This is a genomic window from Rufibacter psychrotolerans (genome assembly GCF_016924645.1).
GTDB lineage: Bacteria > Bacteroidota > Bacteroidia > Cytophagales > Hymenobacteraceae > Nibribacter > Nibribacter psychrotolerans.
In genome coordinates this window covers 75,286-91,183 of record NZ_JAFFJV010000006.1, presented here as the reverse complement: position 1 = coordinate 91,183, position 15,898 = coordinate 75,286, and the positions used below count along the sequence as shown (strand labels likewise).

Genomic DNA, 15,898 nt, shown 5'->3' with positions numbered 1-15,898 from the left:
CTTCGCCGGCTCTTTGTTCTCTGCTCAACTTTACCTTCCGGCGGCCGCCTTAGGGCGCCGCACTATATAGAAGCAGGTGCTACTGGCGTGGGCAATGGCTTACCCGGCCTAGGTAGCCCTAATTTCAAACCCGGGGGAGGTTTCTTTTTTAAAACTTGAAATTAGGTTGTATAAATGTAATAAATACACTTATATTTATTGCAAACTTTCCTGAAAAATATCTTTCAGTTTTACATTCTTCTAGCCGAACACCAATAAAAACAGCCATAAGTATGAAGAACGCAATCTTACCTTTCTTACTTCTTTTTGTTGCCTTAGGGTCTTTCGCGCAGAACACTGCCACTTTAACCGTACCCACCACCCCCACCAGAACCATTAGCCGCCACATTTACGGGCACTTTGCCGAGCACCTGGGCCGCTGCATTTACGGGGGCATTTACGTGGGGGAAGACAACACCAAGATCCCCAACACGGCCGGGGTACGGAACGACGTGGTGGCCGCTTTGAAGAAATTGAAAATCCCTAACCTGCGCTGGCCCGGCGGCTGCTTCGCCGACACCTACCACTGGAAAGACGGCATAGGCCCCAAAGACCAGCGCCCCACCATTGTGAACAACTGGTGGGGAGGCGTGACCGAGAACAACAGCTTCGGGACCCACGACTTCCTGAACATGTGCGAACTGCTGGACACCGAGCCTTACCTGGCCGGCAACATGGGCAGCGGCGCCGTGCAGGAACTGGCCGACTGGGTGCAGTACGTGAACTTCGCGGGCGTGAGCCCCATGTCTGACCTGCGCAAAAAAAACGGCCGCGAAAAACCCTGGAAAGTAAAGTACTGGGGCATTGGCAACGAGGCCTGGGGCTGCGGCGGCAACATGACCGCGGAGTACTACGCCAACGAGTACCGCAAGTACGCCACCTTCGTCTCTGACTGGAACAACTCGGGCGGGCTCTTCAGGATTGCCTCCGGGGCCAACTCCGCCGACTACAACTGGACCGAGGCCCTCATGCGCATCATCCCCAGGAACCTGATTGAGGGTGTGGCCCTCCACCACTACTCGGTGATTGACTGGGGCAAGAAAGGCCCTTCGGTAAACTTCAATGAGCAGCAGTACTTCACCACCATGAAGCAGGCGCTGTTTATGGAGGAGCTCATCCAGAAGCACTCCGCCATTATGGACAAGTACGACCCTGAGAAGAAGATTGCCCTGGTGGTAGACGAGTGGGGCGGCTGGTATGAGGTAGAGCCCGGCACCAACCCTGGCTTTCTGTACCAGCAGAACACCATGCGCGACGCCATGATTGCCGGCTCCACCCTCAACATCTTCAACAACCACTCAGACCGCGTGCGCATGGCCAACCTGGCCCAGGTGGTGAACGTGCTGCAGGCTGTGATCCTGACCGAGGAGGAGAAAATGCTCCTCACGCCTACGTACCACGTGATGGAGATGTACAACGTACACCAGGATGCCACTTACCTGCCCCTCACCGTCAAAAGCGCCGACTACGCCTTGGGCAACGAGAAACTCACCGCGGTGAACGGCTCTGCCTCCAGGGATAAAAACGGGGTGACCCACGTTTCGCTGGTCAACATTGACCCTAAGAAGAAGCAGGAGGTGTCCATCAACATTGAGGGTGCCAATTTCAAGTCGGTTGCCGGGCGGATTCTTACCTCTAAAACCCTGCAGGACCACAACACCTTCGCCAAGCCAACCCTCATCACTCCCACCGCTTTCAAAGGGGCCAAGCTCAAGGGCAAAACCCTGAACGTGGAACTGCCGCCGTTTTCGGTGGTGGTACTGGAGATGAAGTAAACTCCAAGGCCGGGAGGAGCCTTGCTTTCAGCCAGGCCCATTCCCTATCTCTGCTGACCTGCCCCGCCGTTTCAGACCTGTTTCCAGGAAAATGGGTTTAATACGGTGGGGTCTACTCAGCGAGTCCAGGTGCCACCAACGGCAGCCCGTTACGGGAACAGTCCGTTCCCTCCGTATTCTGTTATCTTATCCTTTAAAGCATGCACCCACTTTCGAACTTTCTTCGCAGCTTCTCCAAGGGAGCACTACTGGCCGTAGCCGGGACGCTCCTGCTGGCTGGTTCGGCGGTAGCCGGCCCTTTGCGCCTTGCCCGGCCAGACACGGTCATCAAAGCCACTGCAAACCCCATTTTCACGCACAAGTACACCGCAGACCCGGCGGCCCTGGTGTACAAGGACAAGGTGTACCTGTACGCAGGCCATGACGAAGCCCCCGCCCGCCGCGAGGGCTACGTCATGCATGAGTGGCTGGTCTTTTCCTCGCCAGACCTGGTCACCTGGACCGAGCACAAGGTGCCGCTCAAGGCCAGGGATTTCGCCTGGGCCAAAGGCGAGGCCTGGGCTTCGCACGTGATAGAGCGTGACGGCAAGTTTTACTGGTACTCCACCGTGGAGCACGCCACCATTCCGGGCAAGGCCATTGGCGTGGCGGTGGCCGACAGCCCCATCGGGCCCTTTAAGGACGCCATCGGGTCGGCGCTCATCACCAACAACATGACCACCCATACTTCCATTGGCTGGGATGACATTGACCCGGCCGTGTTCATTGATGACAATGGGCAGGCGTATATCTTCTGGGGGAACACCGTGCTGCACTACGCCAAGCTGAAGAAGAACATGGTGGAACTGGACGGCCCCATCAAAACCATTAAACTGCCCCATTTCACCGAGGCGCCCTGGGTGCACAAGCGCAACGGCTGGTACTACTTGTCTTACGCCTACCAGTTCCCCGAGAAGACGGCCTATGCCATGAGCAAGAGCGTGGAGGGTCCGTGGGAATACAAGGGCATTCTGAACGAGCTGGCCGGCAACTCCAACACTAACCACCAGGCCATCATTGATTTTAAGGGAAAGAGCTATTTCATTTACCACAACGGGGGCATTCAGCCGGAGGGGGGCAGTTTCCGGCGGTCCATCTGCATTGACCAACTGGACTACCACAAAAACGGCACCCTGAAACGGGTAGTCATGACCTCAGAAGGAGTCAAGCCCGCCAAGTAAAGCCCAGACCAGTTTTAGGCCCGTTTTTGGTAAAACAGACGCAAAACAGCCCCGCCGGTGCTTCCGGCGGGGCTGCTCCTTTTTTTTGAGGCCACCGCTGGCTCCCGGCGACTTGGCTCCTTCCGCATTGCCTAGTGGGCAGACTGGCTTTTTCCCCTAAAACGTATAACTTTAGCAACGCAGCAGGCCATCTGCTCCCAGGCACTCTCTTCTTTGCCCGAAGATTGACACCGCAAGGGGAGCAAGACCGCAACGCATCCTGCCGGGGATTTAATCATGAAAAAGAGCATGCTCCTTCACTGCCTATTCACGCTTCTGTTCTGGCTTAGCGGCTGCAGCCAACTAGACGAGTCCGCCCCAGATGCTCTTCCTGCGGAGGTGGAACCCACCAGAACCGCGGTGGTGCCCATGATCAGGGAGGCCTCTGGAATTGCGGACAGCAAGACCTTGCCCGGCCATTTATGGGTGCAGGAAGACAGCGGCAACCCGCCACAGCTGTACCTGCTGGGCCATGACGGCAAGGTTTTTAAGACAATTTACCTAAAAGGGGCCAAAAACAGGGACTGGGAAGACCTGGCCCTTGCCGGAGACCAGCTGTACCTGGCAGACATTGGCGACAATAACCACGTAGCCACCGAATACACCATTTACCGATTCAAGGAGCCGCAACCGGCAACGGACACAGTACGCAGCTTTACCACCATCCGCTTCCGGTACCCAGACGGGCCCCATGACGCCGAGGCGTTTCTGGTAGACCCCAACACAAAGGACATTCTCCTTCTCACCAAGCAAGATTCGCTGTCTAGCGTGTACAAGCTTAAACACCCCTACTCCACCACCGCCACCAACGTGGCCCAACGGGTGGGCACCCTGCCGTACCCGTTTGTGGTGAGCGCGGCGGTTTCGCCCAACGGGAAGGAGGCCATCGTGAAAACCTACTCGGCGCTCTACCTCTACCGCCAGAAGGCAAACGAAACCCTGGAGGAATTCCTCCTGCAAGACTTCCAGCCGCTGCCCTACCGGATTGAACCCCAGGGCGAGGCTGTTACCTTTGCCGCCACCGGCGCCGGCTATTTTACCTTGAGTGAAAAGGGATTGGCCTCGGCAGTGCACCTGTATTTCTACCAACGATGATGCGCTTGCAGGCAATGGCCGGCCTGCGCCGAAGGCCTAGCAGAAAAGTTGCCCGCTGATTCTTTGCCTCACCCTGCCCGACGCGGAGGCTAGTTTAGATACACCCCGGCCAGCAGGAACAGGCTGCAGAGCACGAACAAAAAGGGCAGCACCGGGCCAATGAACTTCCACCAGGTCTTCAGGCTTACGTTTACCAGGCTGAGGGAAGGCAGCGCCAAACCGGTGGGAATGACAAACCCGGCTATGCCCATGCCAAACAGGTAGGCGTTGACAATCTCCCGGCCGGGCACCTCGGCCACCGTGGCCAGCGAACCCATGATGGGCATGGTGACTACCGCAATGCCCGAGGTGCTGGGGATAAAGAACGTCAGCACCATGTAAAACACCAACAGCCCCACAATGAACAACCCCGGCGGCATGGCACTGATCCACTGCGCCGGGTAATACACTAGGCTATCGCTGATGTTTCCGTCTTCCAGCAGAATGCCCACTCCTCTGGCCGTCCCAATAATGAAGGCCACCACCACCATTCCTTCGGCACCTTTGATGAACTGCGCCAGGAACTCTTTCTCGTTCATCTGCATGATCAGGCCCACCAGCACCGACGCAACCAAGAACACCGCCGACATCTCTACCAACCACCAGCCGAAGAAAATAACCCCCGCCACCATGGTCAGGAAGGTAGCTACAAACAAGACCAGCAGCCCCACACATCTCCCCGACAAAGCCCTTCCGCCTTCGGGCGGACTCACCACCGCAAGGAAGGGCGAGGAAATGGCTCCGTCATGGCGCAGCACCAACGACCGCTCCGGTGCTTTCTTGACGGCACTGGCGTAGCGGGCCACATACCAGATGTACAGCAAGGAGGTTATAAAGAGGAGAAAAAGGCGGGTATACATTCCGTCGGTCCAGAGTACCCCGGCCGCATTGGAAGCAATGATGGTGGAGAAAGGATTGCTAAAGGAAGACAGCAGCCCCAATTGGGCGCCCCCGAAGATCACGGCCACGGGCACCAGCAAGTCATACCCCGCCGCCAGAAACAAAGGCACCAGGATGGGGTAAAACGCCAGTCCCTCCTCGGCCATGCCGAAAGACGCCCCGCCGAAGGAGAACAAAAAGGTGAGCACAATGATTAGCCAGCCCTCCCGGCCCTGCATTCTTGTTGCCAATGCCTGCAACCCCCGCTCCAGGGCACCGGTGGCGTAAAAAACACTCATAAAGCCCCCTATTAGCAGCAGGAACAGGATAATCTCCACCGTTTGCTGGAATCCGCGCAGTGGCGCTTTCACCACCGCCAGGAGTCCCTGGGCGTTCTGGGGCAACCGATGGAAGCTCCCCGGCACAGATAGCGTTTTCCCGGTTTCACCCTGCGCAAAGCTTTCCAGCCCCGCGGGCATGCCCAGGCTGTCCAGGGTGCTTTCCTTGAACGGCAGAGCCACCCTTTCACCCTGGCGTACCAGCGCAAAAGCCCCCTCCTGCTCATACACCAGTTTGGCGTACGCTCCGGCCGGCACCAACCAGGTTGCCGCCGCCGCCAGAAGAATCACGATGAAAAGAATGGTAATGGGGTGGGGGATGTTCTTCAAAAGGGTCATGGTACAAGTATATACCTAAATATAGGTATTTACATGTATTTCTGGAGGCCTTTCCCTGCTTAAGCAATGGGCTTTGTTTGGTCTTTGGAGGCTTGCTCCATTTGAATGGCTTCTCTGCTGCTTTTTTTGGATGGGGCTGCCCTTAGACCACAGGCTTGTGGCAGGCTACCAAGAGGGAAAGGTACAGAAAACAAGAAGGCTTCTCTTAGAGGAGAAGCCTTCTTGTTTTCTGTACCAGGAGCGGGAATCGAACCCGCACGACCTAATGGTCACAAGATTTTAAGTCTTGCGTGTCTACCAGTTCCACCATCCCGGCGACCTCATCCCCTAAGCAGGAAATGAACTAGGCAGATAAACAAAAGACGTTACCGAGGCAACGTCTTTTGTTTTGAGCGAAAGACGGGGTTCGAACCCGCGACCTCGACCTTGGCAAGGTCGCGCTCTACCAACTGAGCTACTTTCGCGTTTTTTGTTTTGACTAACTCGCCGTTTGAATTAGTGATACAAAGGTAAGCACAGAAATCTTATTGTCAAGTATTCCCCTCAAAAAAAATTCACCAAAAACAGATTCTACCTGAAAATCAGGGAGAAAAATTTCAGATAAATTCTTCCCACGCTCTCGTTTTAAGCCTGCTTTTCAGAAACCAGCCCTAAAACCCTCTGTGTCTCTTCTGCAAAAACGGAAAACTTTGCCCATGCAATGCTGCCAGCCGCTTTCAAAAGGCCATTACTCCCGGATATGACAACCGGCAGGGCTCCTTCTTTCATCTGCTTCCGCCTGTTTTGAAGGGGAAATGGCGGCTTTAGCCACCTAACCATGATTCTAGAACCTGATTAGCGAGGCAAGCTAATCGTCCTTGTTGGTAAGAACACCAACAAGGGCAAGTACGAGGCTTCTTCCGCTTGTTGGTGAAAACACCAACAAGGGCTAGAGGGCCAAATCAGCAACAAAAGCGATAGTTCTTTGCTTTGCCTCCCTACACAGTTTCCTATCCACTGAGGGAATCTATTCCTACTGGCACAAAAAAATCCGTTTAGGGGCCGTTTTCCTAAAAACAGCTCCTAAACGGAGTTAGATGGTATTCAAACCTGAAACTTAGACTTTCTGCTTCTTACCTTCCACCAGCATCTTCAGCTCATTCAGCTTTAAGAGCGCCTCCACCGGCGTGATGGTGTTAATATCCAGCTTCTCGAATACTTCCTTGATGCGCACCAACTGCGGGTCGTTGAGCTCAAACATGCTCAGCTGATACGGCTGCTTGGGTAAAGATTTGAGCGTTTCCTGCGGATCCTGGTGCGGATGGCTGATTTTCTCCTGTTCCAGGTGGTGCATGATCTCGTTGGCCCGGAGCACAATGCTGTTAGGCATACCCGCCATCTGGGCCACCTGTATCCCGAAACTGTGGGCACTGCCGCCTTCCACCAGCTTACGCATGAACAAAATCTTGCCGTTACTCTCCTTCACGCTCACGTTGAAGTTGTGCACCCGCGGAAAATCTTCGGCCAATTGGTTCAGCTCGTGGTAATGCGTGGCGAACAAGGTCTTGGCCCGGCCTTTAGGCGCGTTGTGCAGGTGCTCCACAATAGCCCAGGCGATGGAAATCCCGTCATAGGTGCTGGTCCCGCGGCCGATCTCGTCCATGAGCACCAGGCTGCGGTCCGAGAGGTTGTTCAGGATACTGGCCGTCTCGGTCATCTCCACCATGAACGTACTCTCGCCCCGGCTCAGGTTGTCTGACGCGCCCACACGGGTGAAGATTTTATCGATCACGCCCACCTGCGCCGCCTCGGCGGGCACAAACGAGCCGATCTGCGCCATAAGCACAATCAACGCAGTCTGTCGCAGCAAGGCGCTTTTACCGGCCATGTTTGGGCCCGTGATGATGATGATCTGCTGGTCCTCGTTGTCTAGCCTGATGTCATTGGGCACGTAGCGCTCTCCCACCGGCAACTGCTTTTCAATGACCGGGTGACGGCCCTGCGTGATATTGAGCACAGTGCTCTCGTCCACCTGCGGCTTCACGTACCCGTTCTGGGTAGCCAGCTGCGCGAAGTTGGCCAGACAGTCCAGCATGCCCAAAGCTTTGGCGTTCTGCTGAATCTGCGGCACAAACTCAGCGGCGCTCAGCACCAACTCATTGAAGATGCGCTGCTCAATCACGTACAGGCGGTCCTCGGCGTGCAGAATTTTCTCCTCGTAGGTTTTCAGCTCCTCGGTGATGTAGCGCTCGGCGTTCACCAGCGTCTGCTTGCGTATCCAGGAGGCAGGCACCTTGTCTTTGTGGGCGTGCGTCACCTCCAGGTAGTACCCGAACACCTTGTTGTAGGCAATTTTCAACGACGAAATGCCTGTGTTCTGCACCTCGCGCTGCTGAATCTGCAGCAGGTAATCTTTGCCCGAGAACGCAATAGCCCGCAGTTCGTCCAGTTCCGCATCAATGCCGTTCTGCACCATGTTGCCTTGATTAGTAAGCACCGGTGCATCTGGCTTCAGAATTTTCTGGATCTCGTCCCGGATGCTTTCACAGGGCAGCAGTTGGTCAGAAAGTTTTTGCAACGCAGGAACGCCGCTCACGGCCAGCAACTCCTTGATGGGCAGCGTAGCCTCCAGCGCCCGCGCCAGTTGCAGCAATTCCCGAGGGTTCACCCGGCGCACGGCCACTTTGGAGATGAGACGCTCCAGGTCACTGATTTGCTTGAGGTAATGGTGGATATCCTGCAACAAATCCGGACGGGCCTGTAGCGCCTCCACGGTGTCTAACCTACGTCTGATCTGGGCCGCATCTTTCAATGGTAACACCAGCCATTTGCGCAGCAACCGGCCGCCCATGGGCGTGATGGTATGGTCCAGCACATCTATCAGAGGCACGCCCTCGGGGTGCTGCGGATAGATCAGCTCCAGGTTCCGTACCGTGAAGCGGTCCAGCCAGACGTACCTGTCCTCCTCCAATCGGCCCAGGGCTGTAATGTGGCGCAGATCGTGGTGCTGGGTCTCGGCTAGGTAGTGCAGGATGGCTCCGGCGGCGGTAATGCCCTCAGTGAGCGCCTCCACGCCAAAGCCTTTCAGGGTGGTGGTGTTGAACTGTTTGGTGAGTGCCTCCAGCGCGAAGTCATAGCTGTACACCCACTCATCCAGCGCGTAATGGCAGAAATCGGGGCCGAAGGTCTGGAAAAACGTTTCCTTTTTGCCTTTGCAGAACAGCACCTCGGCGGGGCTGAAGTTCTGCAGCAGTTTGGCGGCGTACCCGGCATCTCCCTGGGCCAGCAGGAACTCACCGGTGGAGGCATCCAGCAGGGCAATGCCCACCAGCTGTCCTTTCCCGAAGTGCAGCGAGGCTAGGTAATTATTCCTTTTCTGCTCCAGTACCTGGTCGTTGAACGATACGCCGGGCGTCACCAGTTCGGTTACGCCGCGCTTCACAATGCCCTTTACCGTCTTGGGGTCTTCCAACTGGTCACAGATGGCCACGCGCTCGCCAGCCCGCACCAGCTTGGGCAGGTAGGTATCCAGCGAGTGGTGCGGAAATCCCGCCAAGGCCGTCTCGGCGGCCGAGCCGTTGCCCCGTTTGGTGAGCAGAATGCCCAGGATCTTACTGGCCTTGATAGCGTCCTCGCCGAAGGTTTCGTAAAAGTCCCCCACCCTAAAGAGCAGCAATGCCCCGGGGTGTTTCGCCTTGATGGCATTGTATTGTTTCATCAGCGGCGTGGCGCTGAACTCTGCAGATTTGGCCAATGTCTAGTATGCTAATTTTTTGATGTGCTGATGGGCCAATGCCTCCCTAGGGAACATCGGCGCAGCCATTTTACTTTTTCCTGTTTCAGGGCTATTTCCGGGAAAACAGCCCTAAAACGCCTTCCTGCTTCCCCTTCCTTGAACGCTGTTTTAGAACTGTTTTCCCAAAAACAGGCCCAAAATGCATTTGTCCCTTTTGTGTTACCTTTGCGCTTCCATTCGGCTACGCCGAAAACAGATCTACCTATGCGCAAACTAAGCATGGAAGAACTCCAACGCGATTCGGTGGAGGACTTCAAAAATAAGCAAAAAAATCCGTTGGTGTTGGTGTTGGACAACGTGCGCAGCCTGCACAACGTGGGTTCGGCGTTCAGGACTGGCGATGCCTTTGCCGTGGAGAAAATCTACCTGTGCGGCATCACGGGCACGCCGCCCAACAAGGAAATCCATAAGACGGCGCTGGGGGCCACTGAGTCGGTGGAGTGGGTGCACGTGCCTTCTACCCTGGAGGCGGTGGAAGGCCTGCAGCAGCAAGGTTACCAGGTTTGGGCCGTAGAACAGGCCCAGGGAAGCACCTCGCTCTCAGCCTTCAGCCCGGCCGAGGGGGAGAAATATGCCTTTGTGTTTGGCAACGAGGTGTTTGGGGTGGAGGAGGAAGTGGTGAAAGCCGCCGATGGCGTGTTGGAGATTCCGCAGTTTGGCACCAAGCACTCGCTTAACGTGTCGGTGACGGTGGGCGTGGTGGTCTGGGATTTCCTGAGCAAGGCTAAGCTTGCCCACTCTTAATTCTTTGAAAAAGGCTATGGCTCCTTGCATCCTGAGGCAGGGGCCGTAAAAAAAAGCCACAAGCAGATTAACGTATACGTCTTCTCCGCTTGTGGCTGTAAAAGTCATGGTTTGGCTGCTTTGGCTACTTCCTGCACCAGGGAGAGGAAATTGCCTTCTGGTTTTACTTTGAACTCGGCGTAGGCCTCTACCTGGCGGGAGTTCAGGATTTTGAACAGCTCATTCTCAAAATTGCCCTCAATCTCTTTCAGGCGGGCTTCCAGCATTTCGGCATTGCCGCCGTACATTTTGGTTACCTCGGCCGCCTTGGCCAGGCGTGCATGGTTGAGGGTTCTCACCCGCAGGTATTCATTTTCATTCAGGCCAATAGACTGCATCATGAGCCGGGTTACCGCACTAGAGGTTTTCTCTACCGCCTGGTTTACGGTTCCGTCCTGGGCAAAGGCCTGCATGCCCAGCGCCAGGGCGAAACACATGGTTAAGGAAAGTTTTCGCATACTGATATGGTTTAGGTGGATTGATTTGCTGAATAATAAACTTGATAGGTGCCCCTGTGGCGGAGCACGAGGGTAATCGGGATTTAATTATTGGTATATCTTTTTTTTATAAGCTTTCTCTTTTAGTGGCGCGGCCCTTGCCTTCGGGTTACCTGAACCAGGGCTTTGGCCAGTGCGTGCTGCGCTTCTGCGTGCCCCGGGTAATATTCCAGAAACTGCCCCAGGTCAGCGGCGGCGGCTTCCCATTGGTTCAGTTCCATGCGTACAAGGGCACGGTTGAACAGGGCTTTGGGGTGCTGAGCCCGTTCAGCCACCACTTTATCCAGGTCCCGGATCGCTCCCCAAAGGTCATCCAGGTGGTACTTCGCCACGGCCCTTCCGTATAGGGCCTCTTCCGTTTCGCCAAGCTGCAGCCGCGCCTCAAAGTCTTGCAGGGCCTCTACGTAAGCGCCTATCTCCAGGAACGCGTGCCCCCTACTACTCAGGAAAGCCGCTTTATCTGCGGCCGGAAGCGCCAGGGCAGTAGAATAATCTCTGATGGCCCCGTATACCTGCCCCGCCTCCATCTTAAGGGAGGCACGGTCGGCATACGCCTGGGCGGCCTCGGGATGATGCCTGATAAACTGGGTAATCTCCCTCCTTCGTCCTTTGTTTTTGCCAACGTCTGAAGGGTCATTGGGCAACGCGTGCACCGGGAAAGCAGCCGCCACGGCCAAATGGAACATGATGATGCTTAGCACGTTGCCTACTTTATAACTGGGTTTAATAAGACTCATTTTTCAACTACACACCTGATCTGCAATAGGGCAAGTACTGCACCCATTACATACAAATAATCTACATCTATAAAAGAATGAGACAAATCTAAAGCATTTACCGGCACTTAACCAAGCTATTTTGTAAAATATTTATTAAAAAATATAAAATAACTGCAAACACCAATACAGAAGTGCTCCAAGAAAATCAGGCAGAATCGTTACTCATGGTCTAGGAAACCGGTTGTAAAAGCGTGAAGCGATTAAGGCAAAAGCACCACTTCTCCATGGTTCTATAACCCATAACTGGCTATGAATCTATGAGGTAAAGCACTGCTCCCCAAGTTAGAGCAAAAGCTCCAGGTTTAGGACGCATCAAGTCCCCCACTACCAGGCAAATGCCCAAAAGGGTTAGTTAGAGGCTTTGTGTACAGAAGAGAAAAGTTGCGGTAAGGCCTTGCCCCAAGCAAAGAAAGGCGTTGATCTGGAGAGCCCTTGCCGGGCATGAGTCCAGGGCGAGCGCCACTAGGCTGTGTCTGAAAAATGCTCCCGGAGCTTTTTCATCCGGTTTCCCTCGGCTGATCTCTGCCGCCATAGCCTATTGTAGGCCGGCGTTTTGGGGCTACTTTCCCAAAAGCAGCCCCAAAACGGTACTGCCCCGCCATTTTTCAGACACAGCCTAGGATAATCGGCGGGATGATTGGCGAACTACACCCAGGGCCTACTTGCCGTATGCATTAAAGCCGAGGCTCCTTTTCCTCAGTGGGAAAAGGAGCCTCGGCTCTGGTTAACGGAAGAAGTTGGTATTCTAACGGCGTAGGGTTTAGATGTAGGGCACCACCCGCTCCCTGAAAGCACTCTGGAGCATTGCCTTTCTGCTGGAATCAGCGGCCTGAACCATGGTCACGACCGGCAGTACGTGCGGATCTCCGGTTACGTAGGTGATGGTCAGGTCAAACGCATCAAGCAGCTCAATCCGGTTCCCGGATTGGTCACAGATGGGGAAAACCTGGGTGAAGTCGATGGGATTTCCTGCCTCAGGGGCAACGTGGTATTTCTCAATAATTGACTCGCAGAAGGTACGGCGCTTCTCTGAATTGGAAGATTTTACGATGCTCTGCCCCATGATGAACTCACCGTGCAGGAAATGGAGGCACTGCGTCACTTTAACAGACCCAATGGAGGAGAAGTAGAAAAGCACCTCATGGCCTACCACCTCCTCTTTGCCTTTGTTGGCGTGCAGTTCTGGCTTGCCCAGGAGTTTCTTGGCTTCCTTTATGGTGGCCCCAAAGGGCAGGCCCCTGAACGTAACTTCCTGTGCGGTGTTCGCTTTAACCCGGGTGCGGCCCGCCAAAGCATTGCGCAGCCCCGCAACGGTACGAACGTAATTAAGGCTATCAAAATAATCCTTTTTATTTTGACGCCCAGCTCCTGTCTTCTTCTTAGATTTTTTTAATGAGAAAGCTTTCCAAACAGAACTAAACATCACCAGTATAAGTCAATAAAATAATCTAAATTTTTATCTATAAGCAGTTCTTCTTCAATAAGTACAGAATTGAGCAAAATCCTCTCCTCCTACTTAGGCACTCCTTAATTTTAAGCTATTTAATATTGAATTCTGGGGTCTCAAAACCTTTCCTTGAAGAATATAACAACTTCTTCCTATTACCTAAAACTTTTTTAGGTTTACGGCAGTGGTTCAACTGCGTCCTACGTTTGTCCTATTGAACAGATAAGCGGGTGCTGGAGAGGAACCTGCGGAACTTAACGTGGAGGGGTAAGTAGCTAACGCAGAGCGCCCGACCGTTTGGAATACGGCCGGGCGCTTTGCATTCTAGGCAGAGAAGTGGCGGGTTACCCTGCTCTGCGCTTTTCCTCCTCAGCCCCGCCGGTGCGGCGGCGGGTGGGGGCCACCTGGCTTTTCCCGAAGCGGTACGTAAAGCTAAGGGTGGCTACGCGGGTATCCCGGCGCTGGTAGAAATTCTCGGTGTAGCCGGTGAGCGCGGTGGTAGCCCTGGTCCTGTTAGAGTAGAACACATCAGACACGTTCAGCTTCACATTGGCCTTTTTGTCCAGGAACTGCTTCTGCACGCCCAGGGACAGGTATTGTACGGGGCGGATGTCCAGGAACCCGTAGATCTCGCGGGAGTTGTAGACCCCGATCACCTCGGCCGACCAGTTCTTAGGCAAGGTGAAGTTGTTAGTAGAGTTCAGGTTGAGGGTGGGCCTTCCGTTGCGCAGGTTGGTATTGGCCAGGTTGCCCTGGTAAAGCCCGTAATACACCTGAATGTTGTTGGTGCTGGTGAACCACCTGGCCACCGAAACGGGCACCGAGACACTCAGTCCATAGTAATCCAATTGGGCCAGGTTCTGGTCTTGCTGCATGATTACCGCCTTGCCATCGGTTGACTTCTCTTTGGTAGGCAGGAGCACCGTTACAATATTGTCTGTGGTGCGGCTGTAGCTGAGTTTGGTCACAATTTTCTGCCCGAAGGTGTGCGTCAGCTCAAAGGAATAGGTGAGCTGCGGCCGCAGGAACGGGTTGCCCTGCGCGTAGGTGGTAGGGTCCAGGAAGAACTTGAATGGGTTGAGCTGGTTGTACGTTGGCCGGTCAATGCGGCGGCTCAGGGAAAGCCCCACATCGTGCTTTTCGTTCACCTGGTACCCCACGTAGGCGCTGGGGAAAAGCTGGGTGTAGTTTCGGTCAAAGCTATCGCCGCTGATCAACTGCTTGCCTTCAGAAATGGTGTTCTCCAGGCGCAGCCCCAGTTGCAGGCTCAGTTGCGTCCACTTTTTGTTCAGGTTCACATAGGCGGCGTTGATGTTTTCTGAGTACCGGAAGTGGTTGCTCTGCTGCTCAATAAAGTCATGGCGGTTTTCTGTGAGGTCAAAGAACTGCAGGTTGTTGTCTGCCTTTACCAGGCTGCTCTTGAAGCCGGCTTCAAGGTTGGCGCCCACTGCCGTGAGGGGCTGAGAGTAATCTACCTTGGCGGAGTAAATGGAAAGCTTGCCGTCCAGGTCGCCAAACAGCACAGAGTCTGGCCGGGCCTTGGGCAAGTCAAAGTATTGGGTCCTGAAGTTCTGCAGGTCTTTGGTGCTGAAAGCGGCATAGTCCACGTCGGCCGAAATCTCGCGGCCGGTGGTGTCAATGGTGTGTTTCAGGTTGAGGTTGACGGCGTGGTTGTTGCGGTCAGAATCGGTGAAGCCGTTTGTGAAGAAAGAGCTCATGTAGCGCCGCTCGGGGTTCAGTTCCTGCGCGGCATTGTCCACGGTTCGGTTAATGTCCACCAGGGTGCCGCTGGCCACTATGCCCACCAGGGTCTTGGGCGAGAGGGTGTAGTCAAGGCCAATCCGACCATTGTTGTTGTTGAGGATGTAGCCAAACACGTTCTTCTGGTCGTAGATGCCCATCAGGTCCCCCGAGATGGAGTCGCCGGCCTCGGTCTTCACCACTTCGTAGAACTGGCGGTACAGGTCCAGCTTGTTGATGTCGTTGCGGTGCACGTAGTTGTAGGACCCAAACAGGTTCACTTTTTTGTTGCGGTAGTTGAGCTGCAGCCCCTGGTTGGCTTTGGGATACATGCCTTGCCCGAAAGAGGAGGTAAGGGTGCCGTTGGCTCCTACGCGGTTGTCTTTCTTCAGCCGGATGTCAATGATGCCGGAGTTCCCGGCGGCTTCGTACTTGGCCGAGGGGTTGGTGATCAGGTCTATCCTGGCCACCGAGTTTGCCCCCAGCCCGCGCAGCATATTGGCCAACTCAGCCCCCGACATAGGCACCCGCTTACCATCTATCATGACCACCACCCCGGTTTTGCCGCGCATGCTAAGGTTATCGTTCTGATCAATGCGCACGCCCGGGGCTTTCTCCAGCACCTCCAGCACGGTGCTGCCGGTGGCCGAGATGCTGTTCTCCACGTTCAGTACCGTTTTGTCAAAATGCTGTTCCACAAACGGCTTCTGCGCCTCAATCTTCACCTCCTTCAAGGCGACGGCGCGTTCAGGCAAAATCAGAGTGCCTAGATCAGTGTCTTGCCGCAAAGAGAGCGAGGGCGAGGTGAACAGGGCGTAGTCATAGTGCAGGACCATGACCTTGTAGGTGCCCGCCGGAATGCCCGAGAACAGGAAAGTGCCATCGGCGCCAGACACTTCTACCTTCACCAAGGCCTGGCTTGAGTCTTTGACCAGCTGCACGTTGGCGGCCTGCAACAGCTCCCCTTTGGCTCCTTTCACGGTCCCTTTCAGCTCAAACATTCTGAGCTCCTGGGCCCAGGCCTGAGGGCCAACCAGCATTAGCCAAAGGGCTGCCAGCAGAGCAATTTTCTTAGTGTACATAGTTTTCAATAATAGTTCTGGTTAGATAGAAA

11 protein-coding genes and 2 tRNA genes are annotated in these 15,898 nt (G+C 54.8%); 4 read left to right on the top strand and 9 right to left on the bottom strand.

Going from position 1 to position 15,898, the window contains the following annotated elements; translation table 11 throughout:
* The first annotated feature begins 272 nt into the window (after positions 1-272).
* The 3 genes from JT718_RS07240 to JT718_RS07230 all read left to right on the top strand — a co-directional run bounded on the left by JT718_RS07240 (position 273) and on the right by JT718_RS07230 (position 4,168).
* Positions 273-1,814 carry an alpha-N-arabinofuranosidase gene (locus tag JT718_RS07240; protein WP_205501567.1) on the top strand — a complete coding sequence of 514 codons (1,542 nt, stop codon included), beginning with the start codon at positions 273-275 and terminating at the stop codon, positions 1,812-1,814.
* A gap of 200 nt (positions 1,815-2,014) precedes the next feature.
* Positions 2,015-3,034, top strand: a complete 1,020-nt coding sequence (locus tag JT718_RS07235; protein ID WP_205501566.1) for a glycoside hydrolase family 43 protein — start codon at positions 2,015-2,017, stop codon at positions 3,032-3,034.
* 288 nt (positions 3,035-3,322) lie between these two features.
* Positions 3,323-4,168: a YjiK family protein gene (locus tag JT718_RS07230; protein WP_205501565.1), complete on the top strand. Its 846-nt coding sequence runs from the start codon at positions 3,323-3,325 to the stop codon at positions 4,166-4,168.
* An 89-nt stretch (positions 4,169-4,257) separates the two neighbouring features.
* On the opposite strand, the gene JT718_RS07225 is transcribed toward JT718_RS07230, so the two are convergent.
* From JT718_RS07225 to mutS, 5 genes are all read right to left on the bottom strand, one after another.
* Positions 4,258-5,763 carry a YfcC family protein gene (locus JT718_RS07225; RefSeq protein WP_205501564.1) on the bottom strand — a complete coding sequence of 502 codons (1,506 nt, stop codon included), beginning with the start codon at positions 5,761-5,763 and terminating at the stop codon, positions 4,258-4,260.
* Positions 5,764-5,995: 232 nt separating this feature from the next.
* Positions 5,996-6,079: transfer RNA gene (locus tag JT718_RS07220), tRNA-Leu, on the bottom strand.
* A 75-nt stretch (positions 6,080-6,154) separates the two neighbouring features.
* A tRNA-Gly gene (locus JT718_RS07215) sits at positions 6,155-6,227 on the bottom strand.
* 160 nt (positions 6,228-6,387) lie between these two features.
* Positions 6,388-6,531: a hypothetical protein gene (locus JT718_RS07210; protein WP_205501563.1), complete on the bottom strand. Its 144-nt coding sequence runs from the start codon at positions 6,529-6,531 to the stop codon at positions 6,388-6,390.
* 328 nt (positions 6,532-6,859) lie between these two features.
* Positions 6,860-9,460 carry a DNA mismatch repair protein MutS gene (mutS, locus tag JT718_RS07205; RefSeq protein ID WP_205501728.1) on the bottom strand — a complete coding sequence of 867 codons (2,601 nt, stop codon included), beginning with the start codon at positions 9,458-9,460 and terminating at the stop codon, positions 6,860-6,862.
* 282 nt (positions 9,461-9,742) lie between these two features.
* Here mutS and JT718_RS07200 point away from each other — a divergent pair, with 282 nt between their 5' ends.
* Entirely contained in the window at positions 9,743-10,282 is a 540-nt protein-coding gene (locus tag JT718_RS07200; protein ID WP_205501562.1) for a TrmH family RNA methyltransferase, read from the top strand.
* 104 nt (positions 10,283-10,386) lie between these two features.
* On the opposite strand, the gene JT718_RS07195 is transcribed toward JT718_RS07200, so the two are convergent.
* From JT718_RS07195 to JT718_RS07180, 4 genes are all read right to left on the bottom strand, one after another.
* Positions 10,387-10,779: a hypothetical protein gene (locus JT718_RS07195; RefSeq protein ID WP_205501561.1), complete on the bottom strand. Its 393-nt coding sequence runs from the start codon at positions 10,777-10,779 to the stop codon at positions 10,387-10,389.
* A 122-nt stretch (positions 10,780-10,901) separates the two neighbouring features.
* Positions 10,902-11,555: a tetratricopeptide repeat protein gene (locus JT718_RS07190; RefSeq protein ID WP_205501560.1), complete on the bottom strand. Its 654-nt coding sequence runs from the start codon at positions 11,553-11,555 to the stop codon at positions 10,902-10,904.
* Positions 11,556-12,357: 802 nt separating this feature from the next.
* The gene (locus JT718_RS07185; protein ID WP_205501559.1) at positions 12,358-12,888 is read right to left on the bottom strand and encodes a hypothetical protein; all 531 of its coding nucleotides are present in this window, start codon (positions 12,886-12,888) and stop codon (positions 12,358-12,360) included.
* Between the two features lie 500 nt (positions 12,889-13,388).
* Positions 13,389-15,866, bottom strand: a complete 2,478-nt coding sequence (locus tag JT718_RS07180) for a TonB-dependent receptor (RefSeq protein WP_205501558.1) — start codon at positions 15,864-15,866, stop codon at positions 13,389-13,391.
* Between the last annotated feature and the right edge of the window lie 32 nt (positions 15,867-15,898).